Below are 26475 nucleotides of genomic sequence, written 5' to 3' on the forward strand. Positions count from 1 at the left end.
ACAATGAGTGAGCGTACTTCTAACCGGATATTCGATATCGTCAATATTACCTTTGTGGCCTTGTTCGTTTTGTTCTGTCTGGCTCCGTTCTTGCATGTTATTGCAGTATCGCTAAGCTCTAACCGGGCGATTACTTCCGGAGAGGTGACGATTTTCCCGATTGAAGTGAACTGGGATTCCTATGTTCAAGTGTTCTCGGACAGCGCAATGATCCGCTCTCTCGGTTATACGATTTATCTGACGGTGGCGACCACCTTGCTGAGTTTGCTGTTCACGATTGCCGCAGCCTATCCGCTGACCAAGGGCTACCTGAAAGGCCGCAAGACGTTTATGGTTATCATCATTATTACGATGTTCTTCAGCGGGGGGATTATTCCTGAGTATTTGCTGATGCGCGATTTAAGCCTGCTTGATTCGTCTTGGGCACTCATCCTGCCCGGCCTGGTCAGCCCGTTTAACCTGATCATCTTGATTTCCTTCTTTAATAATATTCCCCCAAGTCTGGAGGAATCGGCTGAAATTGACGGCAGCTCCTTCCTCCGTACACTTACTGGTATCGTCCTGCCGCTGTCCATGCCTGTGCTTGCCACGCTGGCGCTCTTCTATGCGGTAGGAAGATGGAACGGCTTCCAGGATGCCCTGATGTATATCAACAACCCGGATCTGTACCCGCTTCAGCTGAAGCTGTTCCAGATGGTCCAGAACAACATGGTCTCCGAGCTGACACAAATGGAAGGCGCAAACCGGACTCCGCTTACACCGGAGAGCCTCAAGGCGGCGACGGTAGTATTCGCTACAGTGCCGATTCTCCTGGTCTATCCATGGCTGCAGAAATATTTCGTCAGCGGTGTCATGCTGGGCGCAGTCAAGGGCTAAGCCCGGCAAGGTACATCTGCAGACAGGAGGGACTGGTATGGAGGACAAAGGGACATTCTCGTTCTCAAACTGCTGGAACATTAAGCGGCACACTGCCGGAGATGAGATGCTGAGGGAAATCCTCGGGCTCGGCTTCCGGCGGGTAGAGCTCAACTACAATGTGACTGAAGAGATGCTGGCGGCGATTGAGCCGATGATTGAGCGGGGGGAGATCGGAGTCTCCAGTGTCCATAATACCTTCCCCCATAACCCGGATCCCGATTACGGCACGGATTCCGTGCTCCTCGGGTTCGAGGACAAGGGCAAACGGCAGCGGGCGGTAGAGCTGCTGGTCCGCTCTGCCGGATACGCACAGCGTTACGGCGGTGAAGCTGTGGTTGTGCATCCGGGCGAAGTGCCGTTTCCGGGTAACGTCGCCAAAGAGCTGGAGCAAATCTATAGCGGACAGGGCAAAGAATCCGAAGCCTACCGGAGCAAATGGGCTGAGCTTATGGAACGCCGGTCGGCTTACAGCGCCGGTTATGTAAAGACCATTACCGAGAGCCTCTACGAAGTATGCGACAAGGCCGCTGCCCAAGGGCTGAACATCTCCTTCGGGATTGAGACGCGCTCCAGACCGCAGCAGATTCCCACGCTTGCGGAGGCGAAGACAATTATCGGAGCGCTGAAGGGGGCGCCTGTCGGCATCTGGTATGATACCGGCCATGCGATCATGATGGACCGGATGGGGCTGTATGACAGCGTCCGGGAAATGGAAGGGCTGATGGATGATATTGTCGGTGTACACATCCATGAGACCATCGGCCTCTCGGATCACTGGTGCCCTTATGTGAACAGCGGGGATATGAATTTTTACGATGCCTATCTGCCGATGATTGCGAGGGCGCGGGTCAAAGTGTATGAGCTGAAAGCAGCCTGCCGGCCGGAGGAAATTCATGAAAGCCACCGGCTGCTCACAGCCAAGCTTGCGGACAGGAGAAAGGCCTGATGCTGAATGCCGAAGACCGCCTGTTTGCCGTAAAGTATGCTCCGCGCCTTTTCTTTGATCTGAACGAGCCGTTCTTTCCGGTGCGTTTCGGCATCACGGTGCTGCGGGAGGATGGCGGTTCACCTTCCTTCCGGCGGCGTCTTTCCGTTAACCGGCCTGATGTGGAGGCAGTTGTAGAATATGCCATTTATTATGATTACGATATTCAGCATTTGTATGATCTGGAGCACGTATGGGTGTACATCGGCAGAAACGGCGAAGTGGCGGATGCGGAAGCAAGCTTTCACGGGAAATACCTGAAAAGCCTGCTGCACGGGTCCGCAAATCTTGAGGGCACGCGTGTCTCTCTGTATGTTCAGCCCGGCAAACATGCCCTTTCCCCGTTAGCCGAGGTTTTTGAGCTGCTGCCCGGGTTTGCCTCCTGTACGGAGGAGGGCGCCGGTGCGGACGGTCTGATCTACGGCGATTTTCTGCGCGGCATACTCACTACAGATGAGGACACGGACCGCCGGGTCCGCAGCTATCTCCAGACCTGCCGGTTCACGCCTTCCCTGTCTTATACGTTATGGGAGTATGGTGACAGGGAGGAATTGTTCGTCTCTTGGGAAGAGCTGCTTGCGGAAATTCCCGGCCGTATCCGGCGGGAGCTGGCACGGCTGTAGCGCAGCCCGACTATCACCCGGACTTGGAGCAGAATGCATATAGGAGGAATAGTAATGTACAAGCAACTGGTGGACAGCAACGACAGAGCGGTAGAGGCAGGACTGCCCCGGCAGGTGCTTGATCCGCAGAGCCGGTATTATGGAGGTACCATTGACCCGTATACGGGTGTGTCCTGGGTGAATCATACGACCGGCACGCCGACCGAGATGTGTTATTGGGGAGCTGCACTGGCGAACCCGGATTCTGCCTATTACCGTGATGAGCAGCTGCTGTCCAGGCTTCTGCTGGCGACAGAGTTCGTGCTGCGCATGCAGCATGCAGACGGCACAATCTCCCCGGGCTGGACGAATTATCACTCTCCGCCGGATACAGCTTTCGTCATTGTGGGCTATGCCCAGCTGTACCAGCTGCTGTCCCGGCAGGACTGGGCTCTGCTTCAGCCCGTGCTGGACAATATGCGGCTGTTCCTGGAACGAACGATTCCCGCGATGCTTACCGGCGGAGGGCATACCCCGAATCACCGCTGGGTTATTTGTGCGGCGCTTGGCTATCTTCATGAGCTGTTCGGCTTAGAGGAATTGTCCCTGCGGGCGGATCAATGGCTGGCGGAAGGCATGGATATTACACCGGACGGGGAATGGACGGAGCGCAGCAACGGCATTTACAGTGCAGTCAGTGATATTATGCTGATTCATGCCGCCCGTCTGCTCGGCCGCCCGCAGCTGCTGGATCCGGTGCGCCTGAACCTGCGGATGATGGTCTACCTGGTGCATCCTTCCGGCGAGGTTGTCACCGATTACTCCGGGCGGCAGGATCTGGGTGTCTATCATGATTTGTCCCCTTATTATCTGCCGTACGCCATTCTGGCCCGTCTGGATAACGACGAAATCTTCGCCGGCATGGCGGAATGGGCCGGACAGTCGCTAAGCAACCCGGGGGTCTGCTCCGTGAACGTGCTTGTACGGATGCTGCTGGAGCCGGAGCTGCAGCAGCCGCCTGCAGTGGCATCTGCACTTCCGGTAAATTATGAGACTGTTCTGAACGGTGATTTTCTGCGGAATGATTATCTGCTGGGGATGGAGGCAACTGGCCATTACGGGCGGATATCCCACAGCCGGCTGCATACGGATTTCGGGGCGCCGGTGGCCCGCTATAGGGATGGGGATACCAGCATGACGCTTATTACCGAGACGCCGTCCTTCCTGGCACTCCGCCACGGTTCTGTAAGGCTGCTGGCTGTGCAGCTGGCGTCTTACTTTAATCCGGGATATGTGCCGATGCAGGAGATGACCCGGCTGCCGGACGGTTACCGCCTGGCCGGTGAGCAGAAGAAAGGGTATTACGGGCCTGTGGAAGCTGCGCAATTGCCGAAGACCTCCGGATCCCCGGTCAGTCCCTGGTATCTGCTTCCCCACCAGAGCCGTCTGCTGACTCATGAGCAGATATTCCGTGCAGAGGCGCAGGTGCAGCGGACGGATTCAGGCTGGACGCTTCATCTGCATGCTGAGGAGCCGGCTGAAGTGATGACACAGCTGTCCTTCATTTTCGGCAAGGAGGGAAGCTTCACTTCAGGAGAGCTGCAGCCTGCCGGAGACGATTGTTACCTCTGGAGCGGCGGCAGGCTCCGCTATACCTGCGGGGAGGACTGGATTGAACTGACAGGAGGGGAGCTGGGCCATCTGGCAACCACGGTGCGCGAAGCCAGACTGCAGGATAACTGCAAGGCGGTGCTGGTCAATATGATGACCCCTTTTGACAAGACGGTCACCATCACGCTGTCGCCTTCATTGTCTAAAGGGCAGACACTCTAAACAATGAATTCATTTATGATGACTCCGCCGTTCTGAATCTAAATTATAATCCCCTTTTACCCGAAAACCGCCGGCATCTCCGATGCCGGCGGTTTTCGGCTTACTAATAATCTCTGATGCTGCTCCCTATTGGTACAGGTCAAGCGAAGTGGAATTTCTCCATTTAATTCCCGGGAAAACAACAGGATTATAAAACTAGTGGGAAAATCTCCACTTAAATGTACTAGATTAGCCTCCAAAGGCACGGTTTCATCGAAATAACGGGAGTATTTCCAACTAAATCTCATAAATAATGAAAAGTGGAAGGTTTTAATGGAGGAAATCCAACTAAGTTTTTAGCACCCTTTATGAAACAAAATGTAGTTCCATCAACGTTTAAACCAAGCTGCCGGATGATCCGGAGCGCACCAAAAAGACTGCCCGGGGAGCGGACAGCCTTGGTATGACGCACTATAACAGTTTAACGGTTGCTTCCGCTCCACTGCTGATCACCTGACAAGTATTTGGCAGTTAATACAGACAGCAGCTCGATGCCGACTTCATTCTGTCCGCCTTCAGGGATGATAAGGTCTGCATATTTTTTGGACGGCTCGATAAAAGCCTCGTGCATCGGCTTGACGGTCGTCAAATATTGCGTGTGGATCGAACGGATGGTCCGGCCGCGTTCTTCAATGTCCCGCAGCACCCGGCGCAGGATGCGCACATCCGGATCGGTATCCACGAATACCTTGATGTTCAGCTTCTCGCGAAGCTTCTCATCGGAAAGCACATGCAGCCCCTCTACAATAACGATGTGATTGGGCTTTAGCTCGACCGTTTTGTCCGTAAACCGGGCATGTACCGTAAAATCGTACACAGGTGCAAACGCAGCTTGTCCGGATTTCAGGCAATCCAGATGCTCAATCAGCAGCTCGGTGTCGAAAGCCAGCGGATGATCGTAATTAATCGCACTGCGTTCATCCATGCTCAGATAGGAGTGGTCTTTATAGTAGTTATCCTGAGATATGAACGTCACTTTGTCAGTTCCAAGACGGTCAATGACGGAGCGAGCTACCGTCGTTTTACCGGAGCCGGTCCCGCCGGCGATACCAATAATAAGCATGGTGTGTACATAAACCTCCCTAAGCAATTGCCTTTGCAATTCCAATATTGTAGCACAGCGGTTAACTTATTTCACCCCGAAAAGGCGGGAATAAACCGTGAACTTTTAAAAAAATGAGGATTGCCGGCGGAAAATGATATAATTTGCTTAATTCGAACAGTTTTAGCGGAATGCGAAAGGGGAATATTACCACGATGGACCATAAGACAACACTGCAGGAAGCCTTTAATGAAACTTCAGTTCAGCTGGCCGGACATGGCAAAAGGGATGCCGGAGTCCTAAAAAAAGCTTTTGTAGATATTGAAGACACTCTCAGCAGCGATATGTACGGAGAGGGCAAGGTAATCAGTGATTTCGAAGCGGAAATGGCGGAGGTGCTGGGCAAGGAAACAGCGGTATTTTTCCCCAGCGGTACGATGGCCCAGCAGATTGCTCTCAGGATCTGGTGTGACCGCAAAGAGCTGAAGACGGTGGCTTACCACCCTTTGAGCCATCTGGAGATTCATGAGCAGGACGGGCTTAAGGAGCTTCATCACATCCGGACTGTACTGCTTGCGGACAAGGACCGTTTAATTACACTGGATGATGTAAAAAATATGGAGACGAATATCGCCTGTCTTCTGCTGGAATTGCCGCAGCGTGAAATTGGCGGACAGCTGCCGGAATATGACGAGCTGGAGGCCATTTCCGCCTACTGCCGCAAGCAGGGAATTATCCTCCATCTGGATGGTGCCCGCCTGTTCGAGGTGCTGCCGTACTACGGAAAGACAGCAGCTGAAGTATGCAGCCTGTTCGACAGCGTGTATATCTCAGTGTACAAGGGCATTGGCGGGATTGCCGGCGCGGTTCTGGCGGGAAGCAGAGACTTTACAGCGGAATCGAAGATCTGGAAACGGCGGCATGGCGGAGATCTGATCAGCCTGTATCCGTACATTATCCCGGCCAGACACTATTTCCGGCAGAGAGTGGATAAGATGGGGCAGTATTATGAGGAAGCCATGGAGCTGGCAGTCTTGTTCAACAGCTGTGCCAAAGTATCTACACTGCCTGAGGTGCCGGTATCCAACATGTTTCATGTGCGCTTTGCCCTCCCGGCGGAGGCCGTGGAGCCGCTGCTGATCAAGCTTTATGAGGAGACCGGGGTAGGGTTGACCGGCCGGCTGAAAAATACCGGTGACCAGTCCTGCTCCTTCGAACTGAGCACAGGCGACCTGTACGGCAGCATTCCCAAAGACAAAGTGAAAGCGGCCTTTGCACTGCTGGACAAGTTGATGCAGGAAGCGCAACACTGAAATACGGCACCGTCCCTGGTATAGGACGGTGCCGTATTTTTTACATACCGGGAGGTCTTCAAACCCCCTAGGTCTGGCTCCGCAGAACCGCTTTTCTCATCGGACCCTTGACGATCAGCTTCTCGTCCGCATTCATGCTGAAGGTCCACATGGTGGCCGCGTACAGCACCGAATACAGGATCACATACAGGCCAAGCTGGAGATAGGAGCTGATGCTCACATAGGTCAGCAGGAATCCGCACACACCAGAGAGCAGTACAACCGGAATGAAAACTTTAATGATTTCCTTCCAGAAATAAGCGATGTCGAATTTCAATTTATATCTGTAATAGATATTGTTCAGGATGACATTGACGATCATCCCTGCAGCAGTTGCAATCGCACAGCCGGTAATTCCCCAGACCCGGATAAATATCAGGGTCAGGATTATTTTCAGAACGGCAATCGAGAAATAGATCAGGGCTTTCACCTTGTGCCTGTTCATGGCTTCCAGCATCGTGGCGAACAGTGACTGGACGATCGAAGTGATCTGCGGAATGATGATGATCAGGGCGATCGTGTATGCATACCGGTACCCTTCACCCAGCCAGATCAGAATAAAAACCTGTCCGAACAGCACGAACCCCGACACAATATACCCTACAATAAGCGCCTGGATTCTGCCGATCCGGACGAGCTCAATCATGAGTGTAGCCTGATTAGCGCCTTTGACAATCATCTTCGTAAGCTTGGGCAGATAAAAGCTGGACAGCACATTGGAAAAGTTCATGATGTACGTATTCAGCTGGGTGGAAATTGCATAGATCGCAATCGGCGTCGCCCCGAGGAACATACCGATGATCAGCGGATCGGCATTCGTATACAGCTGAAAGGCGATGGACGACAGTAATATGTAGGAAGAATAACTGAACACTTCCTTGAACAGCTTGGAATCGAATTTGCTGAATTTCACAACAAGCTTCATTTTATATCTGCAGACAAAGTAGTTGGCCAAGCCGATGATAATATTCAGTCCAAGGGCTACGGACACCATTCCTACCGATCTGAAGCCCATAATCAGGACCAGCACCATCATCGCCGGAGAAATAACGACCCGCAGCAGATTGATGATCTTAAGATAAACAAACCGTTCATAAGCGGTTATGATGGAACTGTAAATGTTCATCGGGAATGAAATAGCCACATTGACCGCGGCAATGATGAATATGGTCCTGAGGATGCCAAGCTCCGATTCATTCAGACTGGTAAAAATAGATTCGAAATTAAACACCAGAATCAGGCTGGCGAGCAATGAAATGAGGCCGATCCCTGAGAACAGAATCAGAAACATCCCGTTGATGTTCCGCTGGCCAGTGGTATCATTCTCGGAAATATACTTGGAATTGAACCGGACGACCGCACTGCCGAAGCCGAGGTCCAGCAGGACAATATAGGCAATAATCGAGTTTACCAGTGAAAATAGCCCGTATTCCGATTTCCCCAGGGTCGAGACGATAAACGGCGTCGAACCCAGGGAGATGATTACACCCAGAAAGACAGAGAGGTAGGTGATAATCGCAGCAAGTCTAATATTGGTTTTCAAGGGTACATCGCTTCCTCGCTACAGAAAATGTCGTGGTGGACGCTCTAAGCCGTCACGATGGATGAAGGATTGAATTCATCTTTTTTAGCCGACATGGCTGCAATGATCTGGTTATAATGCTCAGTGGAGAAATCATTATTGTATCTCGGAGCCGGAATCTTGCTCAATTCTTCAATTAATTGCGGAATATCATTGATGTCATGAGTGAATTTGATATACCCGAGATGTTTGATCCATTCGTAGCTGCCCACGACTTTATAGTTATAATTGCCGAGCGCAATGCACGGAGTGGAAGTAATAGCCGCAAAAATCATCCCGTGCAGCCGGTCTGTAATGACAAGCTCCGCCTCTTTGAACTGGTTCCACAGATCATACAGTTCCTTTTCCCGCTCCTCAACCGAGATATAGCGGATGATGCAGGTATCGGAAGACGTAATCCGGTCAAAAGCTTTGGAGACGCTGTCCTGAATAATCTGCTTCTCCGTCTCGTTGAAGATACTTTCTTTATCCGCTCTGATGCACAGGAGGGCTCCTTCGCGTTTACGGGTCGGCTCAGTAATATCCAGCGACATTACAATGTCCGGAGTCAGCAGCACATCGTTGTTTTTGAAGTTTTCTTTCATGATCTCGTACGATGTTCTTTCTCTGGCTACCAGCGTCAGGTCCTTGTGGGCACTGTAAAGGCTTTGTGTTTTCTTGAACTCCTTGCGGCCGAGCTCGGTATCTCCAAAGAAGATGGTCTGAGGGAAAAGGATGATTTTGTTGTTGGGGAATTTGGTGATGATCTTTCTGCGGACTTCTTCTTCTCTGAAATATTCAATACCGAAATTTCCGCCGCCCTGGAGGACAAAGATGTCATCCGGAGTGGAGTATTGCTCAAGGCACTTTAAATTATAAGTCAGCCTGTCAGCTACAATCTCGATCAGGGTGTAATCAGGAAAAGCCTTCTTGAGGAATTCCATCTGACCCATGGTGATTGCATGATCGCCAAGATTATCGTGTTCGGGAGAGCCGACTACAAAAATGGCTTTGGATTTGCTCTTGTACATCTCCCGGTTGACTAAAAAGCCTTTATAGTATCGGTAGACTTCATTATTGCTCACATAATTCCGGAAGGATAACGGCAGCATTTTGTGAATAATTTTGGTCATGTCAGGTTACTTCCCTTCAAACGAAGTTTTGATTGATACAGCATCCGGTAGGCTTTAGAACTTGTGAGGATCAGTAAAGAAGCTATTTTCATTTGTCTGCTGATGCTGTTGTTACGTCTGATTTCTTTTATATGTCTGCTGAAGAAGCTTCCCAGCTCTGCAAGAAACTCTTTATTGACTTGGGTTTCTCCGGCGATCATCTGGAGATTGCACAGCTCGATGCCTTCAGTTACATTCCGGGCCAGGGATTTTTCAACAGCTTCGGGATAGTCTTTATCCTTAATTGCCTCGTATAATTCCTGCCAGGCGCAGATCCGGTCATAATATTTGGCATTATTCATTTCGCCGGTGATGCTGTCGCCCCTACGCAGGTACAGATATTTGGGTGAATCGAGGGATACGACCTTGTCCGCCTGAAGGAACAGCTTGAATGTCGCAAACATGTCTTCAAAATATCTGCCGACCGGGTATCTTACCTTCTTGAAAAGCTCAGCCCGGTACAGCTTATCCCAGGCAAGATTTTTGATTTCGGTATCTTCCAGCAGCTTTTTAAAGGCTTCCTGGTTGTTATATACACGCACTTCGTGGGTAAATTCCTTATCAAGATAGACGCCGTCCTGTACCTCATAATGGCCGCACACGACAATATCTGCTTTATGGGCTGTTATCAGTCCATGCATGGACTCGTACATATCGGGTTCGATCCAGTCATCACTGTCTACAAAGCCGATGTACTTTCCTTTGGCAATCTCAATCCCGTAGTTCCGGGCATCCGACAGTCCGCCGTTTTGTTTATGGATTACCGTGACGCGCGGATCCAGTTCCTTGTAATAATCGCAAATCTCACCACACTTGTCAGGAGAGCCATCGTTTACAAGAATCAGTTCGAAGTCTCTGAAGGTCTGTGACAGGATGGAATCGACGCATTTCTTTAAATACATTTCAACTTTATAGATAGGCACGATGATGCTTATCTCCGGTTTCATGCAACAATCACTTCCTTTCAAAATAACAGTCGACTAAAATCAGAGACGGGCGCATAAATAGGAGTGTGCAGACGTATGTAGTCAACTCGGCACAATGATTTGTTATCATATTACTATCTGGGTGAAAAGATTGTATATACTACTTTAGTTTACTTATAGATACAAAAAAGGGGTGCTGCAAAAGCCGGAAAACGGCTGATTACAGCACCCCTTCTATCTTTTACAGGGCTGATTTACACGATTGCAATGTTCAGCGAGCTGGTGTGCACACTGCCTTCCGGCAGGGCAATTACTCCGGTTTTGTCCTGCAGCCGGCCGGTGAACTCCTCCCCGTCCGCGATACCCTGCCATGGCTCGATGCACACAAAAGGTGCGTTTTTAGGCTGCCAGATTCCCAGGTCAGGGAAGCCGCTGGAAGTAACCGTAACACTCCTGTCCGTAAGCTTGCTCCGGAGTGCGATGCTGCGGGATTGGACGTTCCGGAAGACCAGTGCACCTTCCAGAAACATCTCGTGCGAAAGCGGGAGAATGTTCTCGCCGCCCAGAACCGGTTCGCTTTTGCCGCTGACCACAAGTCCCGCATCGGTCAGGAACAGCCGCTCGAGCTTCTCCTGCTCTGAGAATTCCAGATAGTAATCCGTGATCGTTCCCTGTCCGTCCAGCGGGCAGTTGAAGGCCGGATGGGTGCCCAGCTGGAAGAAGATTTCCTGATCATCTGTATTCTCTACGCGGTAGCTGATTTCAAGGGTGCTGCCAGTCAGCGTGTAAGTGAGCAGCAAGTTGAACTTGTACGGATAGCTGGACAGGGTATGCTCATTCTCAGAGAGCAGGAATACAGCACGCGTGCCGTCAGCTTCTACCACTTTGAATTCGCTGCGCCGGGCAAAGCCGTGATTGCCGATTGTATAGGTATGGCCGCCGGTCCGGATCTCGCCGTCCCGGGCTGCGCCGATAATCGGGAACAGTACCGGAGAACGGCCTGTCCAGAATTCTGCATCCCCGCTCCACATGTATTCGTTGTTCGTGTCCAGTGTCTTGAAGCTGATCAGCTCCGCTCCAAGCGGGCTGATCACAGCTTCGGCGGTTTCGCTGCGTAATATGGTATTCATTTGTCAGTACCCCTTCCATCCTAACTTAAATATGATTCAGGTTTCACATCGTGGCAGCTCATATTCTACCAAACTCTTCCGCAGTGTTCTAACAGAACGTGAACATTTAACAAAAATAATTATGACAGACTGTACAATGACTCTGAAAAGGATTGGTATAACATATAAAGAAAGCAATAATCACACGATCGTCCGATGCGGAGGGGGATATGACATGCAGGTGCAGAAGGTATTGGTGAACGGCGAAAGGCTGAAGAATACGATTGAGGCTTTTGCTGACTTTGGACGTACGGAGAAGGGCGGCGTAACGAGGCTGTCCCTGTCGGAGCAGGATGTGCTGGCGCGGAATTACTTCCGTTCCTGCTGTGAGGAGCTTGGCATGTCTGTGCGGATAGACGACTTGGGGAATATGTATGGCACATATGCCGGGACGGAAGACGCACCGCCTGTCGTGATCGGCTCCCATCTGGATACTGTCAAGAAGGGCGGCAGGTTCGACGGTGTGCTTGGTGTCATTGCCGGACTTGAAGTGGTAAGGACGCTGGCGGATCACGGGATACAGCCGCGTCTCCCGGTAACCGTTATGAATTTCACCAATGAGGAGGGCGCACGCTTTGAGCCTTCCATGATGGCCTCCGGGGTGCTATCCGGCAAATTCGACAAGGAGGAGATGCTGAAGAAGAGGGACACGGAAGGCACTGCCTTCGGTGAAGCGCTGGAAGCGGGTGGTTATGCAGGTGAAGCCGGGAACCGGATCAAGGAGGCGGCGGCCTATCTGGAACTGCATATCGAGCAGGGCCCGGTGCTGGAACGGGAAAAGCTCGACATCGGGCTTGTGGACTGTGTGGTCGGCATGGCCTGCTACGAAGTCGAAGTCACGGGCGAATCGGACCATGCCGGCACGACACCGATGGATATGCGCAGGGATGCCTTGTTCGCTGCGGCTGACCTTATTACAGAGCTGCGGCGGAAGCTGGGTGTGCTTGATCCGGAACTGGTGTACACCATGGGCAGAATGAACGTGCTTCCGAACATCCATACGGTCATTCCGAACAAGGTGATCTTTACCGTCGAAGCCAGACACAAGAACATGGATATTGTCCGCGAGGTCGAAGAGATCATCAACAGTCTGCCGGAAGAGCTGCTGGAATGTACAGTTTCCAAGAGAAAGCTGTGGGGCCGTGAGACGGTATGGTTTGATGAGAGCATATGCGCCAAGGTAGAGGAAGCGGCAGTCGCTTTAGGTTATTCCCATAAAAAAATGGCCAGCGGCGCAGGGCATGATGCCCAGTTCGTGGCCGGATTTCTGCCGTCAGCGATGATCTTTGTGCCAAGTGTGAACGGTAAAAGCCACTGCGAAGAGGAGCTGACCTCATACGGCGATTGCGAAAAAGGTGTAAATGTAGTGCTGGAAACCGTATTGTCGCTTGCTCTCTAAAGCCGGGTTTAGCCGGGAGACACCAGAAATGGTGTCTTTTTTGCTGTGGTTATGGGGTGCGGTCATTAAGTGCATTGTGTAAAAACACAATCATGGCAGATAAAGTTTTTAAATTTACCCAAAATGGCAAAAGAAGCCTTATGTTATTATTCTTAACATAAGAGATGTACACAAGACGGGAGAGATGAACAATGATTATTGGAGTGCCGAAGGAAATCAAAAACAATGAGAACCGCGTGGCCATTACACCGGCCGGAGTGGTCAGCCTGACAGCAGAAGGACATAAGGTGCTGGTAGAAGCCGGAGCGGGACTCGGCAGCGGATTTCCGGACGAAGAATATGCCGCCGCCGGTGCGGAACTGGTAGAAGAGGCCTCTTCCGTATGGGCTTCCGCCGAGATGGTCATGAAGGTCAAGGAACCGCTGGAGAGCGAATACGCCTATTTCCGTCCGAATCTGATTCTCTTCACGTACCTGCATCTTGCACCGGAGCCGGCACTTGCGGCGGCACTGAAGAACAAGGGTGTCTTCGCCATCGGATACGAAACCGTTGTGGATGGACGTACACTGCCGCTGCTGACGCCGATGAGTGAAGTGGCCGGCCGGATGTCCGTCCAGCTTGGCGCGCAGTTTCTGCAAAAGAACTACGGCGGACAAGGCATTCTGCTCTCAGGTGTTCCCGGTGTCAGCAGAGGCAAGGTCAGCATTATCGGCGGCGGTGTAGTGGGCACCAATGCGGCCAAGATGGCGATCGGACTTGGAGCTGAGGTGACCATTATTGACCTGAGTGCAGACAGACTCCGCCAGCTGGACGATATCTTTGGCACACAGATCAGCACCCTGATCTCGAACCCGTACAATATCGCCAAAGCGGTAGCTGAAGCGGATCTGCTGGTCGGTGCAGTGCTGATTCCGGGCGCAAAAGCGCCGAAGCTGGTAACGGAGGAAATGGTCAAGACCATGAAGCCCGGCTCCGTCATTGTCGACGTAGCCATTGACCAGGGCGGAATTGTCGAGACAATTGACCGTGTTACCACCCATGACCAGCCGGTCTTCGAGAAGCATGGCGTGCTGCATTACTCGGTCGCCAATATGCCGGGCGCGGTTGCCAAAACTTCAACCATTGCCTTAACAAATGTCACCGTTCCTTACGCGCTGCAAATTGCGAACAAAGGGGTATTTCAGGCCATCGAGGACAACGCCGGCCTGAAGAGCGGCGTGAATGTAGCCGGCGGCAAAATCACCTGCCAGGCCGTGGCCGAAGCTCTTGGGGAAGAGTACTTCACGGTTGAGCAGGCCGTGGAGCAGGAGTTTACGCTGATCTAGTGGGTACTGCCCAAAGACAGCTGGTTAACTTACAGAGAACAGAGAAAAAGCGTGCTGCGATAGAGGGAAGAGCTGCTAAAGCACATAGATGAATAGCCAAGCAGACGGGCTGGGGCGGATAATTTAACTGCTGCAAGGGCAGTGGACAGAGAGCAGCGGGTAGAGAGTAGAGAGTAGAGAGTAGAGAGTAGAGAGTAGAGAGCAGCGGGTAGAGAGTAGAGGTCAGAGAGTAGAGAGTAGAGGGCAAAGGGCAGAGGGCAGAGGGCAAATATAGCGGGGTCCGGTGAGTAATCACCGGGCTTTTTTTATCGTGCAAATATGCTCTCTTCCCCCGCTGCGAAGGCTCACGGCTGGAGGGAGAGGTATAAGTACCTCTGAAATCAGCAGAACCAGGCAACTGGGCGAAACGAGAGGTATAAATACCTCTAAATTCAGCAGAACCGGGCAACTGGGCGAAATGAGAGGTATAAATACCTCTGAATTCAACGGAACGGGGTAAATGGGCGAAATGAGAGGTATAAATACCTCTGAATTCAGCAGAACCGGGCAACTGGGCGAAACGAGAGGTATAAATACCTCTGAATTCAGCAGAACCGGGCAACTGGGCGAAATGAGAGGTATATATACCTCTGAATTCAACGGAACGGGGTAAATGGGCGAAATGAGAGGTATAAATACCTCTGAATTCAACGGAACGGGGTAAATGGGCGAAATGAGAGGTATAAATACCTCTGAATTCAGCAGAACCGGGCAACTGGGCGAAATGAGAGGTATAAATACCTCTGAATTCAGCAGAATCGGGCAACTGGGCGAAATGAGAGGTATAAATACCTCTGAATTCAGCAGAACCGGGCAACTGGGCAAAATGAGAGGTATAAATACCTCTGAATTCAGCTAAGCGTGGCGGGCCGGATGGGCCCAGTTCATAATTGCTTTTACAGTAAAGAGATCCTAAACCATGTCAGGTTTCATCTCATATAACAGTAGCCAGCCGCGTTCAGGAGTAATATAATGTAAACTACGATACAAGATTCGGCTATTCTGCGGGTTGGGGTGGGAATAATGACAGTTTCAGAGCCAACATTTGACCGTTTTTTTGACAGCATGGAATCCCTGGCGGACACCATCAGTGAATCCTTGCAGGCCCAGGTAACCATAGAGGACAGCAACCATCATGTCATCGGCTACAGCTCCCATCAGTTTGAGAGTGACCCGGCCCGCATTTCCACGATTATCGGCAAACGTGTACCCAATACAGTAATCATTGGCCTCCGCAAAAAAGGCGTGATGCAGCAGCTGGAGAATGCCGCCCATCCTATCCGTATTCCTGCAGTAATGGAGGTTGGACTAGGGCCGAGGCTGGCGGTGTGCATCAGACATCAGCAGGAGATTCTCGGCTACATCTGGGTGGTGGACAGAGGGAATCTCACTGCCGGGCATGCGGAGAAGGTAGTGGAAAAGGCAGCAGCCATCGCCGCACGTTATCTCCTGAAGCAGCGCGGCTGGAAGCTGAAGCAGGACAAAACGCATGAGGATTTTTTCTGGAAGCTGCTGACCTCGCATTACGAAAGTGAGCTGCGCATCCGCCAGGAAGCAGAAGACTGCTCTATTGTGCTGCCGGAGAGCTATTACATAGCAGTGCTGGAGAGCAGCCGGACCGCAGATGACCGTTTCCTGCTGAAGCTCCGCCAGACGATAGATGCCAGCTCCGGCTACCGGCTGCTGCTGCTGACCGCTGAGCATAACCGGGTGATTCTCCTGTTTACATCAGTTTTTCCGGGAGAAGGGAGACAGCAGCTGTCTTCCTTTCTGCACAAGCTGGTTCAGGATATGGGAGGTGAAGGCTTCGCAGCAACTGCGGGCTGCAGTTATTTGTACAGGGAGTATACATGCGCCGCAGCGGCTTATCATGAAGCGCTGGCGATCCCGGAGCTCAAAAAGCTGCTGCCCTACCACACCCGGGAGCTGCTGCTGTATGAAGAGCTTGGGTTCTGGGCGTTTATTCCCGTCATGCTGGAGCAAAAACGCAAACAATCCCGCCGCAGTCCGCTGCTCTATCCGCTGTGGATGCATGACCGCGAACATAAAAGTGATTTGCTCAAGACCGTCGCCGTCTATCTGTCACTGAACGGCAGCCTGAAGGAATCCGCCGCCTTTCTGCACATCCACACCAACACGCTGATGTACCGGCTGAACCGGATCACCGAGATTACAGGAAAAAGCCTCAAAGAGACAGACTACCGGACTTCGGTATACCTCGATATTTTGACTGAGGAGACCGCGCAGCTGAACCGCTGGTTTCAGGGAATTCCGGAAGATACAGAGCAGATATAAGAACAGCCTTCAATCAGCCTTCAGTCAGTCCCTGATACGGGGCTGATTTTTTTTGTACATAAACCTTGCCGCTGCCCCGCACCAACCGCGGGCCCGACACGTACAATAACCTATATTTTATGGATGGATTATGAAAGGGGGAAGCGCAAGTGGGGATTGGATATGGCATACCCGCTGCTTCAGAGTTTGAGCGGAATATGCGTGAGGAAATTCTATCGACAGCCAGAGTGATGGATGCTGGCGGCACAACCTTTTCCTCGTTTAAGAACTCCCGCTGCAATCCGAAGTACTGGATCCGGACGAACAATGGAGGATTTCAGCTAAGGAATGATGTAAGACCTTCGGATGCAATCAGCGATATTTTTGAGAATGGAAGACTGTATGCCTTTGAATGTGCAATGGCCATGGTGATGATCCTTTATAAAGCAACAATTGAAGCCATCGGGGAGAACGCCTTCAACCGGCATTTTACGGATCTTTTTCTGTGGGACTGGAATTATGACAGCAATCTGAGGATGATTACAACCTTTGAAAAGTCGGATATGCAGCCGGGGGACATCGTCTATTTCAAGAATCCGGACCATGATCCGGAGAAGCCGGAGTGGCAGGGAGAGAATGCTGTAATGCTGGGGTATGGCCTGTATTACGGGCATGGGCTGGGCATCAAGGACTCCGAGCAGATGATTGCCGCACTGAATAGAAAAAGGGTGCCGGGTAGCCGGATCTCCGCCTATTTAACGGATGAAGCGCTCCACCCCGATTTTGCATACATTCAGTCACTGGCGACCCGCTCCGGCGGGCCTGGTTTGCAGAAGAGAAGTGCACAGCATGCGATTTTCTCGCGCATTGGCGTGAAATCATACATTAAATAACCGGAAGCTGCTTCAGCTGCAGACCGGACCGGAAAGGGTGATCACCTGGCAAAGGGTGGTTGCCTTTTTTGCGTAAATGCCGGGCGGGAGGTCTGGGCGGAAGGGGTTACTTTGTGCGAAGAAAGGTTGTCTTACGTCCACACCGGAAGGGGAAGAACGGAATATTACTATATTAAATCTTTTGACACCTTAGTGTGCTGCTAGATTTGAGACTGTTCATAATCTAAGTTAGAAGGAGAGTTGATGGAATGAGCTTTTTATCCACGGGTCCTATCGAAAACAGCATCTCATCAGCAACAGGCCTGAGATCGACCCAGCAGGTTACCATCAAAATTGACAACCTGAGTGATGCCGCGGAATCCACTGTTCTGATTCAGGGATATTATATGAACGGAACGCGGACGCTGTATGTCAGCCAATTTTTGAATGTGGCTCCGAATCAGGTGATTACCAGTGATTATTTTGCCGATTTTGACGCTTTTGAGTTTCTGTTCACAACTCAGGCTGTCAACCCGGCTGAAGATCCGATCCAAATTTCCTTCTGGGGGAAAGACGGCTCCGGCCAGCTCGTTTCAGCCCACCGGCTCGTTTCCTCTGAATTGCTCGGAGAGATTCCCGGCATTACCGGCCCGGCCGGGCCAACCGGCGCGACTGGAGCGCCTGGAGTCACCGGTGCAACGGGAGCCACGGGCGCAGGTGTAACCGGCGCGACTGGAGCAACCGGTGCAACGGGAGCCACGGGGGCGACGGGCTTAGGTATAACAGGTGCAACGGGAGCAACCGGTGCAGGCGTAACTGGTGCAACTGGGGCAACAGGTGCAGATGGTGTGACGGGAGCAACGGGAGCCACCGGTGCCACCGGTGCGACAGGAGCAGGCGTCACTGGTGCCACCGGAGTGACTGGTGCAACGGGAGCGACGGGCGTTGGGGTAACAGGAGCAACGGGTGCAACCGGTGCAGGCGTAACTGGTGCAACTGGGGCAACAGGTGCAGATGGTGTGACGGGAGCAACGGGAGCCACCGGTGTCACAGGGGCGACTGGAGCAGGCGTCACTGGTGCCACCGGAGTGACTGGTGCAACGGGAGCGACGGGCGTAGGTGTAACAGGGGCCACGGGGGCAACTGGCGCAGGCGTAACTGGTGCAACTGGGGCAACAGGTGCAGATGGTGTGACGGGAGCGACCGGTGCCACCGGTGCGACTGGAGCAGGTGTAACTGGTGCCACCGGAGTGACTGGTGCCACCGGAGCGACGGGCGTAGGTGTAACAGGGGCAACGGGTGCAACAGGTGTAAGCGTAACTGGTGCAACAGGAGCGACTGGTGCAGATGGCGTGACGGGAGCAACGGGAGCTACCGGTGCGACTGGAGCAGGTGTAACTGGTGCCACCGGAGTGCCTGGTGCCACCGGAGCGACGGGCGTAGGTGTAACAGGGGCAACGGGTGCAACAGGTGTAAGCGTAACTGGTGCAACAGGAGCGACTGGGGCAAATGGCGTGACGGGAGCAACGGGAGCTACCGGGGCGACTGGCGTAGGTGTAACTGGTGCCACCGGAGTGACTGGTGCAACGGGAGTGACTGGTGCAACGGGAGCGACGGGCGTAGGTGTAACAGGTGCAACGGGTGCAACTGGTGTAGGCGTAACTGGTGCAACAGGAGCGACTGGTGCAGATGGTGTGACGGGAGCAACAGGTGCCACCGGTGTAGGCGTAACAGGAGCAACAGGCGCAACAGGAGTAGGCGTAACAGGTGCAACAGGCGCAACAGGAGTGGGCGTGACAGGTGCCACCGGTGCGACCGGACCGGATTTTGCCTCTGAAGGATTCTCGGCATTCCTGCCTGCCTTGTCAGTTACAACCAGCCAACAGCTCACTGGCTGGAGTGTGGCCTCCCCGTATTATGACAGTGCTACATTTGACCAAGCTGCAGGGAATTACACTGTCCCGGCAACCGGCAGATATTCAATTGAAGCGACAATCAATTACTCGACAACAGCGGCAATTTCACTCAGCTTGGGCGCGGGGGTGGATCCGGCTTTCGTCGTGCGGAGAACTTCCCCTGTGACAACGGATTTGGTGAGCGGGTTATTCCCGCTGCTGAACGTTAACGTAGCACTTGTACTGACGCTGCGGACGATCCTGGGCAACGGGACGGTGACCATGAACGGCGAATTCGAACTAAACGCAGGCGATGTGATTGGTCTGTTCTATGCTGCCGACGGTTTAACTATTCCGATTGACCTGGGAAGCAGTTCTGCGGGTATCGTATGGTCTGTCCATAGAATCGCTTAAGTCCGGTTGCGTGTTTTTATAATAATAAACAAAGGAGCTGCGCCCTGGTCATCAGACCTCTGGGCCAGCTCCTTTGCTGCATCATTTTTTATTGCTGAAGCTCAACGAAGTCCCCGCGGAATCTTTCGTAGTCGGCAGCTCTGCATTCCAGCAGCAGCCTGGTGCCCTGCTCTTCGTAGCTGATCTTCTGCACATGCGCATGTTCGTTAAAATACGAAACAATGCTGCCGCGGTCGAATGGAACCAGAATTTCACACTGGACATAATCATTGAACACATGCTTGCGGATCAGGCCGGTCAGCTCGGCGATTCCGCTATTTTTTTTGGCCGAAAGCGTGACCGAATCTCCCTCAACAACCGGGTAGGTTTTATCAGTCAAATCAGCCTTGTTATAAGCGTATACGGTCGGAATCCCGTCTGCGCCAAGCGCCTTCAGCGTTTCAGCGGTAACAGCCATATGCTGCTCATGCTGCGGGTCGGAAATGTCGACCACATGAATAAGCAGATCGGCTTCAGTCACTTCTTCAAGTGTCGAGCGGAATGCTTTGACCAGATGATGGGGCAGCTGGCTTACAAAGCCTACAGTATCTGTTAACAGAAACGTCTTCTGATCCGGCAGCTTAATGCTGCGTACCGAAGTTTCGAGGGTGGCGAACAGCATATCCTTGGCAAAAACCTGCTTGCCGGTTCCAGGGTGATAGGTCTCTACCATAACATTCATCAGGCTGGACTTGCCGGTGTTGGTATAACCTACGAGACAGATAACAGGTACCTCGTTCTTATGCCGCTGCTTACGCTGAATCTGGCGTCTGGCAACCTGGGTCTGCAGCTCGGTCTGCAGGGCAGAGATTCGTTCCTCAATCCGTCTGCGGTCGAGCTCCAGCTTGGTTTCACCGGCGCCTCTATTCTTGAGGCCGGCTCCGCCGCCCTGTCTGCCGAGCGATTCACGGAGTCCGGTCAGCCGCGGAAGCATATACTGGAGCTGGGCTACTTCCACCTGAAGCTGGGCTTCCTTGGTTTTTGCCCGTTCTGCAAAAATGTTCAGAATCAGGATTGTCCGGTCAATCACCTGACGGTCCAGCGACGACTCCAGGTTACGGATCTGGGAGGGTGTCAGCTCATCATTAAAAATCACAATCGTATCTTCGTCTTCCAGCAGCAGGGACAATTCCTGGATTTTCCCCGTGCCGATATAGTGTGAAGGGTTGATCCGGCTGGCCTTCTGGCTTAATTCGCCGATGACCCTGATATTGCAGGCTGCTGCCAGATTGCGCAGCTCCTCCATAGAATAGGCAAAGTTCGTTTCTTTCTGCAGCTCCACGCCGACAATAATTGCTTGTTGTTGTACAGATTCCATATATTTTTCTACCTCCTGAAAGTTGGATTAGGGCATAGGGATACTTTGCAGCAGGATTCGTACATCGCAGGCTCCAGGCTCATGATCACCGGATAATGAACATGGGAATACAAAAAAACACAGGCAGGCTGCCTGTGCTTATATTAGAGGACAACAGAATAGGGGATGAACATGAAAAGCCATCTTCCCTAAGGCATTCCATAGAAGAGGAGGACAATAGACCGGTAGTAACAGCGTAAATGAAACAACAGAAAAAAGCTGCTCCTGCTGCTGCGGTAACCGGGTTCCTGTTCCTATGGATGTACATATTCCTAAAGGCGTATGCGGCGAAATCAAGTGTCCGCCGGTTAAATTGCATTTGCGGGTTGCCTTTGAAAATGGACAGACCTATCCTGAGTCCTCTGCACAGGGCAGAGCTTTAGCGCTATTCGAATCGATTAGCCGCGTAAAGTACGAATCCGGATAAAATCTATCACGAGCAACCCTCCGTTCCTAAAAGTTGAGTACAGTGTACCACATCAGTAAAATGTTGGCAACCGGTTAACCCATCCACTCCCGCCGCAGCGTGAACAGATCCTTCAGGGCATCCGTGGACAGCTCGGTAATCCAGCCCTCGGAGCTTGAAATCACATCATCGCTGAGCTGCTGCTTGCTCTCCAGCATCTCGTCAATGCGTTCCTCCAGCGTCCCCAGCGAGATGAACTTGTGCACCTGCACATCCCGCGTCTGGCCCATGCGGTAAGCGCGGTCTGTGGCCTGGTTCTCCACAGCGGGATTCCACCAGCGGTCGAAATGGAAGACATGATTGGCAGCGGTCAGGTTCAGTCCGACGCCTCCCGCCTTAAGTGACAGGATGAACACATTCGGCTGACCGGAAAGGTCTGAGGCCGCCGGAGAACCGGCAGGCGGTGCCGGCGTCTGGAACTGTTCGATCATGCGGTCGCGGGCACTTTTGGAAGTGCTGCCGTTCAGGTACAGCACCGGCTCCTGCAGCTCCTGCTGGAGTACAGCCTGCAGCATCTTGCCCATGCCGACATATTGGGTAAAAATCAGGCAGCGCTCGTTCTCCTCGCGCAGCTCACGCACCATGGCGACCAGCCGCTCAAGCTTGGCGGAACGTTCAATCAGGGCAGCGGTATCCAGCGCGCCCTCCTGATCAGGATCAGACAGGGCCTCCTTGGTCAGCAGCAGCGGATGATCGCAGAGCTGCTTCAGACTGGTCAGTGCTGCCAGTATAGCCCCTTTACGTTCAATACCCTCCAGCTTCTGCATCCGTTCCAAGAGACCGTTAACGTTCTGGTCATACAAGGCGGCCTGTTCAGCCGTGAGGTGGACATAGGTTTTCATCTCGTTCTTATCCGGCAGATCCAGCTGAATCGACGGGTCCTTCTTCTTGCGGCGGAGCATGAAGGGCTTGACCAGCTTTTGCAGATCAGCAGTCTTCTCGGCATTGCGTTCCTTCTCAATCGCATTTGCGAACCGGTCCTGGAACGCCTTGGAGCTGCCCAAATAGCCGGGGTTAGTGAAATCATAGATCGACCACAGCTCGGAGAGCCTGTTCTCAATCGGCGTGCCGGTCAGGGCGATCCGGTGCAGTGCAGGGAAGCTGCGGACTGCCGCCGACTGCTTCGTTCCGGCGTTCTTGATATTCTGCGCTTCATCCAGGCAGACGGCCGCCCAGGTGAACTGCTTCAGCAGCTCCTGGTCGAGCGCGGCCGTGGCATAGGAGGTCAGGACCACATCAGCCTGTGATGCGGCGCCGTAGAAATATCCGGCATCCAGCCTGCGGCTTCCGTAGTGCAGCATCACATTCAGGGACGGAGCAAAACGCCGCAGCTCCTTCTGCCAGTTGCCGAGTACGGAGGTCGGGCAGATGATCAGCGCGGGCCAGTCCGGCGGGTCTGTCTGCCGCACTGCTGATTGGGCGCTTCCGTCCAAGGCAGCAGTGGTCTGCAGCTCCTTCAGATGAAGAAGATAGGAGATCAGCTGTACGGTTTTGCCGAGGCCCATATCGTCGGCCAGACAAGCACCGAGGCCAAATCGGCGGAGGAAGGCCAGCCAGGCGAAGCCTTCATGCTGGTAGCTTCTCAGCTCGGCATGCAATCCGGCCGGAACCTGCGGCTTCGGCCATTCGGAACGCTGGCCGAGCTGGCCGATGAGCCGGACGAGATGCTCGTTCAGCTCGACCTCCAGCCGGAAGCGGACGGCCTTTTCCTCTGCGTCCTCCGCTGCGGCTTCCGCGGCCTCCTGTTCATCGCCGCTGCCGAGCAGGTGCAGCTGCAGCACATCCTGGAAGGACAGGCCCTGCGACTTGTCCATGCCGGCCATGGCCCGCTGGATCTGGGCCAGGAGGGCCGGGTCAAGCGGGATCCACTTGCCCCTGAAGCGCACGAGCCGCTCGCCGCGCGCGACCAGCTCGGCGAACTCCGCCTCCGAGAGGTCGGCGTCGCCGATGGAGATGCGCCAGTCGAAGTCGACCAGCGCATCCAGCCCGAACAGCGATGCGCCGCCGCGGTTGCCCTCGCCGGAGCTGATCTTGGCGCGCAGGCGCGGCTTTTTGCGGCTGGCGGCTTCCCACCACGCCGGCAGCAGCACCTGCCAGCCGGCTTCCAGCAGGCGCCGGCTGTCCTGCGTCAGGAACCGCCAGGCGATGTCATCGCCGAGCGGTTCGCCCAGCACATCGTGCCCCTGGCCGATGTGCCCGGGCAGGCTGTCGCGCAGACGCGACAGCCACCCGGAGGCGCGCTCGTGGACGTGGGGCGTCCACGCTGCGGGCCACTGGCCATGCGGCTCGCCGTCCCCGGTGAGCCGCAGCGGCACAAGCGCGGATTCATCGCGCTTGTCCTGCAGGAGCAGGCGGAGCCGCCAGTGGCCGACGGCCTCGTCCGGCTCCAGCAGCTGCAGGGCGGGGCGGAACGGCGCCATGTCCGCCTTCCACCCGATGGACATCAGCCAGCTGTCATCGTCCATGCCGGCTGAGGCGGCGCTGCCGCTGCTGCTGAACAGCAGCGGATATTCGCTGCGCAGGTCTGCGGCTTCGGCCTCCGTGCCGTAATAGCGCTGGAACACCGCCGCCGAGAAGGCGGAACGCAGCCCTTTGGACAGGGCCGGACGCTGCTGCAGGCCCAGCAGCGCCGCCTGCACATTCCCGCGTCCTTCGGCCAGGAGCGCAAGTGCCTTGTCATCCCAGTTCCACTGCAGCTGGCCTTCGCGGTAGGCCTCCAGGCTGGGCGCATAATCTCTCTCCTCCAGGAGCCCGGCGATTACAGGTGCCAGCTCTGTCAGCAGGGCCGCATCCCCCTGCCAGCTCCAGCTGACATGCCGCAGCAGCTTCAGCTCAGCGAAGAACGGAATAACCTGCTCGGCAGGCAGAATGACGAGATCGACACCGTCGGCATTCTGGAGCGTCAGCTCTGTTCCATAGAAGGATTCTTCATGCCACGAAAACAGCCGTTGTTTAAGCTGGACACCGGGCACATAATCATCCCTGTCATCGATACCGTAGATCAGTGCATCGCCGTACTGGCTTAAGGCAAGCTGAACGGTGATGTTGCGCATCGCTTTGCTCATGGGATCAGCTTTCCTTTCCGCAGCTCTTCCAGCAGGGCGCGCAGCCTGCTGTATTTGGCGGTGAAGGATTCCAGAAATTCCTCCCACCGCTCCTCGCGCTTCAATTTTTTGTACAGCTTGGCCAGACGCTTGAGCAGCTTCACAGCCGCTTTGTAGCTGTGCCGGTTCTTCTCCAGCACGAACCGCTCGACGGCCTGGTGATAGAACGGCAGCAGCAGCTGCGGCGCATTCTTCTCCACCGGCTGCAGATCGCTGACCCGGAAATCGGAAGGCGCCTTGCCGGAGGACAGCTGAAAGTCCATCCATTCCTGCCATTTCTCATAGGCAAGCAGCCTGTCATCGTAAATCTCCCGGGACAAGGGCAGCATGCCGGCCAGCGTATCCCACATCATGGGCTCGGCCTCCGGCATGTGCCGTACCGTTTCATCCCAGTAGCCGGCATACTCCCGCAGATTATAGAGGCGGCTGGTCAGCAGCGGTCCGGTTTCCCTCAGCCAGGCTGCAAGCCGGGACCACTGCCCGGCTTGCTTCAGCGGAGCGAGGAAGCCCATAAGCTCGCCCGGGTATACGCCGGGCCGCTCGCCCGCCTGTCCCAGCAGCTCCAGGGCTGCCCGGTCATCCTGCAGATAGTAATGCATCCGGCTCTCTGCCAGCAGCAGGGCATGGCGGGAGCCGGCCGCGCCCAGCTCATCTTCCATCAGGCGCAGCGCCTGCAGCTCTTCTGTATAGATGGTCTGGTCCTCTGCATTCGGAACAATCCAGTTACACCAGACCAGATCATAACACAGGGAGTAATAGGGCTGTTCGCGTGAACGTTCACGCGGTTCAGTCAGCATCTCCCGCCGCAGATAGGTTAAAGTATCCTTGACCACCGGCCAGCTTTCCGGTTCTTCAGGAAGCGGCAGCGCGCGATTCACGAGGCCGGTTATGGATTCCTGCAGTTCAGCGACAGCGATGGAAGTGTAGTAACCAAGTGAGGAGTAGCCTGTATTTGAGACCGCTCCGGGAATATGGAGTGTATTAGGCTTCAGAAGACTCTCCAGTACAAAGAGATGGGCATGCAGTTCAAATAGGAGCATGGCTGCAGAAGAGAGCCGGGGCGCGTTCGCCAATATGTTCTCCAGCGCCTTGCCGGTATAAGACGGATTACGTACAGACTGGGCCAGCGGGGCTGTTGCCAGAGTCATATATTCCCGCCACTTTTCCAGATCTGTTCCCTCACGGATAAGAAGGGAGAGCTGCTGCAGCCGCTCCTTCCGCGAGCTTCCTTGAACAGCTGCTCCGGAGGCTTCTTCGGCCTTAAGCCGGCTTGCGGCCGACTTGGCGTTGGCAATCAGATGCAAAGGCCGCTCCTGGGACTCGGCATAGCCCATCAGTACGGCTGCCATGTGCTTGCAGGGCTTGGGCTCTGTACAGCTGCACTCGCTGCCGGAGAGGCTGTCCGTTTCCATGACTACACTGTAGTCCTCTTTGCCTTCAACCAGTGCCATAACGGTCTGTGCCGAGACCATCCGCAGAGCCCGGACTTTTTTCTGTTTATAATATTGAAACCCCCGTTTGAGGGTCAGATCGTCAAAAAGATAGGCCACGTCCGCAATGAGCTTGTCCCATCCGGCATCATTCATGGCATAGTTAGGCTGCATGTCAATTCTTCTCCTGTGGCAAAAATGTTCTTGAAACGGGTACTGTCCTGTAAAGGCCAGCAGGGCCGTTCATCTTGCAATTATACCA

The 26475-nt window shown here is 53.7% G+C and carries 18 protein-coding genes; 10 read left to right on the forward strand and 8 right to left on the reverse strand.

Features of this window, described 5'->3' with window-relative positions:
• Nucleotides 1–3: 3 nt before the first annotated feature.
• Genes C2I18_RS13220 through C2I18_RS13235 form a run of 4 tightly spaced genes read left to right on the forward strand, consistent with a single transcriptional unit; the run spans nt 4 to nt 4338 of the window.
• Entirely contained in the window at nt 4–876 is an 873-nt protein-coding gene (locus C2I18_RS13220) for a carbohydrate ABC transporter permease (RefSeq protein ID WP_249901603.1), read from the forward strand.
• A gap of 37 nt (nt 877–913) precedes the next feature.
• Nucleotides 914–1864 carry a sugar phosphate isomerase/epimerase family protein gene (locus C2I18_RS13225; protein WP_249901604.1) on the forward strand — a complete coding sequence of 317 codons (951 nt, stop codon included), beginning with the start codon at nt 914–916 and terminating at the stop codon, nt 1862–1864.
• A complete protein-coding gene (locus C2I18_RS13230; RefSeq protein WP_249901605.1) occupies nt 1864–2526 on the forward strand; it encodes a hypothetical protein in 663 nt (220 codons plus the stop codon). Before C2I18_RS13225 ends, C2I18_RS13230 begins: the two co-directional genes overlap by 1 nt.
• Nucleotides 2527–2580: 54 nt before the next feature.
• Nucleotides 2581–4338, forward strand: a complete 1758-nt coding sequence (locus C2I18_RS13235) for a hypothetical protein (RefSeq protein ID WP_249901606.1) — start codon at nt 2581–2583, stop codon at nt 4336–4338.
• A gap of 460 nt (nt 4339–4798) precedes the next feature.
• Here the strand turns inward: C2I18_RS13235 and udk are convergent, their stop codons facing one another.
• The gene (udk, locus tag C2I18_RS13240; RefSeq protein ID WP_249901607.1) at nt 4799–5440 is read right to left on the reverse strand and encodes a uridine kinase; all 642 of its coding nucleotides are present in this window, start codon (nt 5438–5440) and stop codon (nt 4799–4801) included.
• 194 nt (nt 5441–5634) lie between these two features.
• Between udk and C2I18_RS13245 the strand changes: the two genes are divergently transcribed.
• A complete protein-coding gene (locus tag C2I18_RS13245; RefSeq protein WP_249901608.1) occupies nt 5635–6732 on the forward strand; it encodes a threonine aldolase family protein in 1098 nt (365 codons plus the stop codon).
• A 67-nt stretch (nt 6733–6799) separates the two neighbouring features.
• Here the strand turns inward: C2I18_RS13245 and C2I18_RS13250 are convergent, their stop codons facing one another.
• The 4 genes from C2I18_RS13250 to C2I18_RS13265 all read right to left on the reverse strand — a co-directional run bounded on the left by C2I18_RS13250 (nt 6800) and on the right by C2I18_RS13265 (nt 11560).
• Nucleotides 6800–8314, reverse strand: a complete 1515-nt coding sequence (locus C2I18_RS13250; protein ID WP_249901609.1) for an oligosaccharide flippase family protein — start codon at nt 8312–8314, stop codon at nt 6800–6802.
• A 44-nt stretch (nt 8315–8358) separates the two neighbouring features.
• Nucleotides 8359–9465, reverse strand: a complete 1107-nt coding sequence (locus C2I18_RS13255) for a polysaccharide pyruvyl transferase family protein (protein WP_249901610.1) — start codon at nt 9463–9465, stop codon at nt 8359–8361.
• Complete coding sequence (locus C2I18_RS13260; RefSeq protein ID WP_249901611.1) at nt 9462–10451, reverse strand: glycosyltransferase family 2 protein; 990 nt, start codon at nt 10449–10451, stop codon at nt 9462–9464. The genes C2I18_RS13255 and C2I18_RS13260 overlap by 4 nt, the downstream gene beginning before the upstream one ends.
• Nucleotides 10452–10684: 233 nt before the next feature.
• Nucleotides 10685–11560, reverse strand: coding sequence for an aldose 1-epimerase family protein (locus C2I18_RS13265; RefSeq protein WP_249901612.1), 876 nt, complete (start codon nt 11558–11560; stop codon nt 10685–10687).
• Nucleotides 11561–11774: 214 nt separating this feature from the next.
• Here C2I18_RS13265 and C2I18_RS13270 point away from each other — a divergent pair, with 214 nt between their 5' ends.
• The 5 genes from C2I18_RS13270 to C2I18_RS13290 all read left to right on the forward strand — a co-directional run bounded on the left by C2I18_RS13270 (nt 11775) and on the right by C2I18_RS13290 (nt 19817).
• Nucleotides 11775–12998, forward strand: coding sequence for a Zn-dependent hydrolase (locus C2I18_RS13270; RefSeq protein WP_249901613.1), 1224 nt, complete (start codon nt 11775–11777; stop codon nt 12996–12998).
• Nucleotides 12999–13189: 191 nt separating this feature from the next.
• A complete protein-coding gene (ald, locus tag C2I18_RS13275; RefSeq protein ID WP_249901614.1) occupies nt 13190–14323 on the forward strand; it encodes an alanine dehydrogenase in 1134 nt (377 codons plus the stop codon).
• Nucleotides 14324–15385: 1062 nt separating this feature from the next.
• A complete protein-coding gene (locus C2I18_RS13280) occupies nt 15386–16657 on the forward strand; it encodes a PucR family transcriptional regulator (RefSeq protein WP_249901615.1) in 1272 nt (423 codons plus the stop codon).
• A gap of 149 nt (nt 16658–16806) precedes the next feature.
• On the forward strand, nt 16807–17529 hold the full coding sequence (locus C2I18_RS13285; RefSeq protein WP_249901616.1) for a protein-glutamine gamma-glutamyltransferase: 723 nt from the start codon (nt 16807–16809) through the stop codon (nt 17527–17529).
• 248 nt (nt 17530–17777) lie between these two features.
• Nucleotides 17778–19817: a collagen-like protein gene (locus C2I18_RS13290; protein ID WP_249901617.1), complete on the forward strand. Its 2040-nt coding sequence runs from the start codon at nt 17778–17780 to the stop codon at nt 19815–19817.
• Between the two features lie 88 nt (nt 19818–19905).
• Here the strand turns inward: C2I18_RS13290 and hflX are convergent, their stop codons facing one another.
• The 3 genes from hflX to C2I18_RS13305 all read right to left on the reverse strand — a co-directional run bounded on the left by hflX (nt 19906) and on the right by C2I18_RS13305 (nt 26387).
• Complete coding sequence (gene hflX, locus C2I18_RS13295) at nt 19906–21174, reverse strand: GTPase HflX (protein WP_249901618.1); 1269 nt, start codon at nt 21172–21174, stop codon at nt 19906–19908.
• Between the two features lie 540 nt (nt 21175–21714).
• A complete protein-coding gene (locus C2I18_RS13300) occupies nt 21715–24744 on the reverse strand; it encodes a DEAD/DEAH box helicase (protein WP_249901619.1) in 3030 nt (1009 codons plus the stop codon).
• Entirely contained in the window at nt 24741–26387 is a 1647-nt protein-coding gene (locus C2I18_RS13305; protein WP_249901620.1) for an SWIM zinc finger family protein, read from the reverse strand. Before C2I18_RS13305 ends, C2I18_RS13300 begins: the two co-directional genes overlap by 4 nt.
• Nucleotides 26388–26475 lie beyond the last annotated feature (88 nt).

Source organism: Paenibacillus sp. PK3_47 (genome assembly GCF_023520895.1).
In the GTDB taxonomy this organism is placed as follows: domain Bacteria; phylum Bacillota; class Bacilli; order Paenibacillales; family Paenibacillaceae; genus Paenibacillus_AQ.

What these genes read in the sequence shown, in the direction of transcription:
- udk (WP_249901607.1), bottom strand. Translation starts at nt 5,440, where the DNA reads ATGCTTATTATTGGTATCGCCGGCGGGACCGGCTCCGGTAAAACGACG.
- C2I18_RS13305 (WP_249901620.1), bottom strand. Translation starts at nt 26,387, where the DNA reads ATGCAGCCTAACTATGCCATGAATGATGCCGGATGGGACAAGCTCATT.
- C2I18_RS13280 (WP_249901615.1), top strand. Translation starts at nt 15,386, where the DNA reads ATGACAGTTTCAGAGCCAACATTTGACCGTTTTTTTGACAGCATGGAA.
- C2I18_RS13255 (WP_249901610.1), bottom strand. Translation starts at nt 9,465, where the DNA reads ATGACCAAAATTATTCACAAAATGCTGCCGTTATCCTTCCGGAATTAT.
- hflX (WP_249901618.1), bottom strand. Translation starts at nt 21,174, where the DNA reads ATGGAATCTGTACAACAACAAGCAATTATTGTCGGCGTGGAGCTGCAG.
- C2I18_RS13260 (WP_249901611.1), bottom strand. Translation starts at nt 10,451, where the DNA reads ATGAAACCGGAGATAAGCATCATCGTGCCTATCTATAAAGTTGAAATG.
- C2I18_RS13220 (WP_249901603.1), top strand. Translation starts at nt 4, where the DNA reads ATGAGTGAGCGTACTTCTAACCGGATATTCGATATCGTCAATATTACC.
- C2I18_RS13235 (WP_249901606.1), top strand. Translation starts at nt 2,581, where the DNA reads ATGTACAAGCAACTGGTGGACAGCAACGACAGAGCGGTAGAGGCAGGA.
- C2I18_RS13265 (WP_249901612.1), bottom strand. Translation starts at nt 11,560, where the DNA reads ATGAATACCATATTACGCAGCGAAACCGCCGAAGCTGTGATCAGCCCG.
- C2I18_RS13245 (WP_249901608.1), top strand. Translation starts at nt 5,635, where the DNA reads ATGGACCATAAGACAACACTGCAGGAAGCCTTTAATGAAACTTCAGTT.
- ald (WP_249901614.1), top strand. Translation starts at nt 13,190, where the DNA reads ATGATTATTGGAGTGCCGAAGGAAATCAAAAACAATGAGAACCGCGTG.
- C2I18_RS13270 (WP_249901613.1), top strand. Translation starts at nt 11,775, where the DNA reads ATGCAGGTGCAGAAGGTATTGGTGAACGGCGAAAGGCTGAAGAATACG.
- C2I18_RS13225 (WP_249901604.1), top strand. Translation starts at nt 914, where the DNA reads ATGGAGGACAAAGGGACATTCTCGTTCTCAAACTGCTGGAACATTAAG.
- C2I18_RS13230 (WP_249901605.1), top strand. Translation starts at nt 1,864, where the DNA reads ATGCTGAATGCCGAAGACCGCCTGTTTGCCGTAAAGTATGCTCCGCGC.
- C2I18_RS13300 (WP_249901619.1), bottom strand. Translation starts at nt 24,744, where the DNA reads ATGAGCAAAGCGATGCGCAACATCACCGTTCAGCTTGCCTTAAGCCAG.
- C2I18_RS13290 (WP_249901617.1), top strand. Translation starts at nt 17,778, where the DNA reads ATGAGCTTTTTATCCACGGGTCCTATCGAAAACAGCATCTCATCAGCA.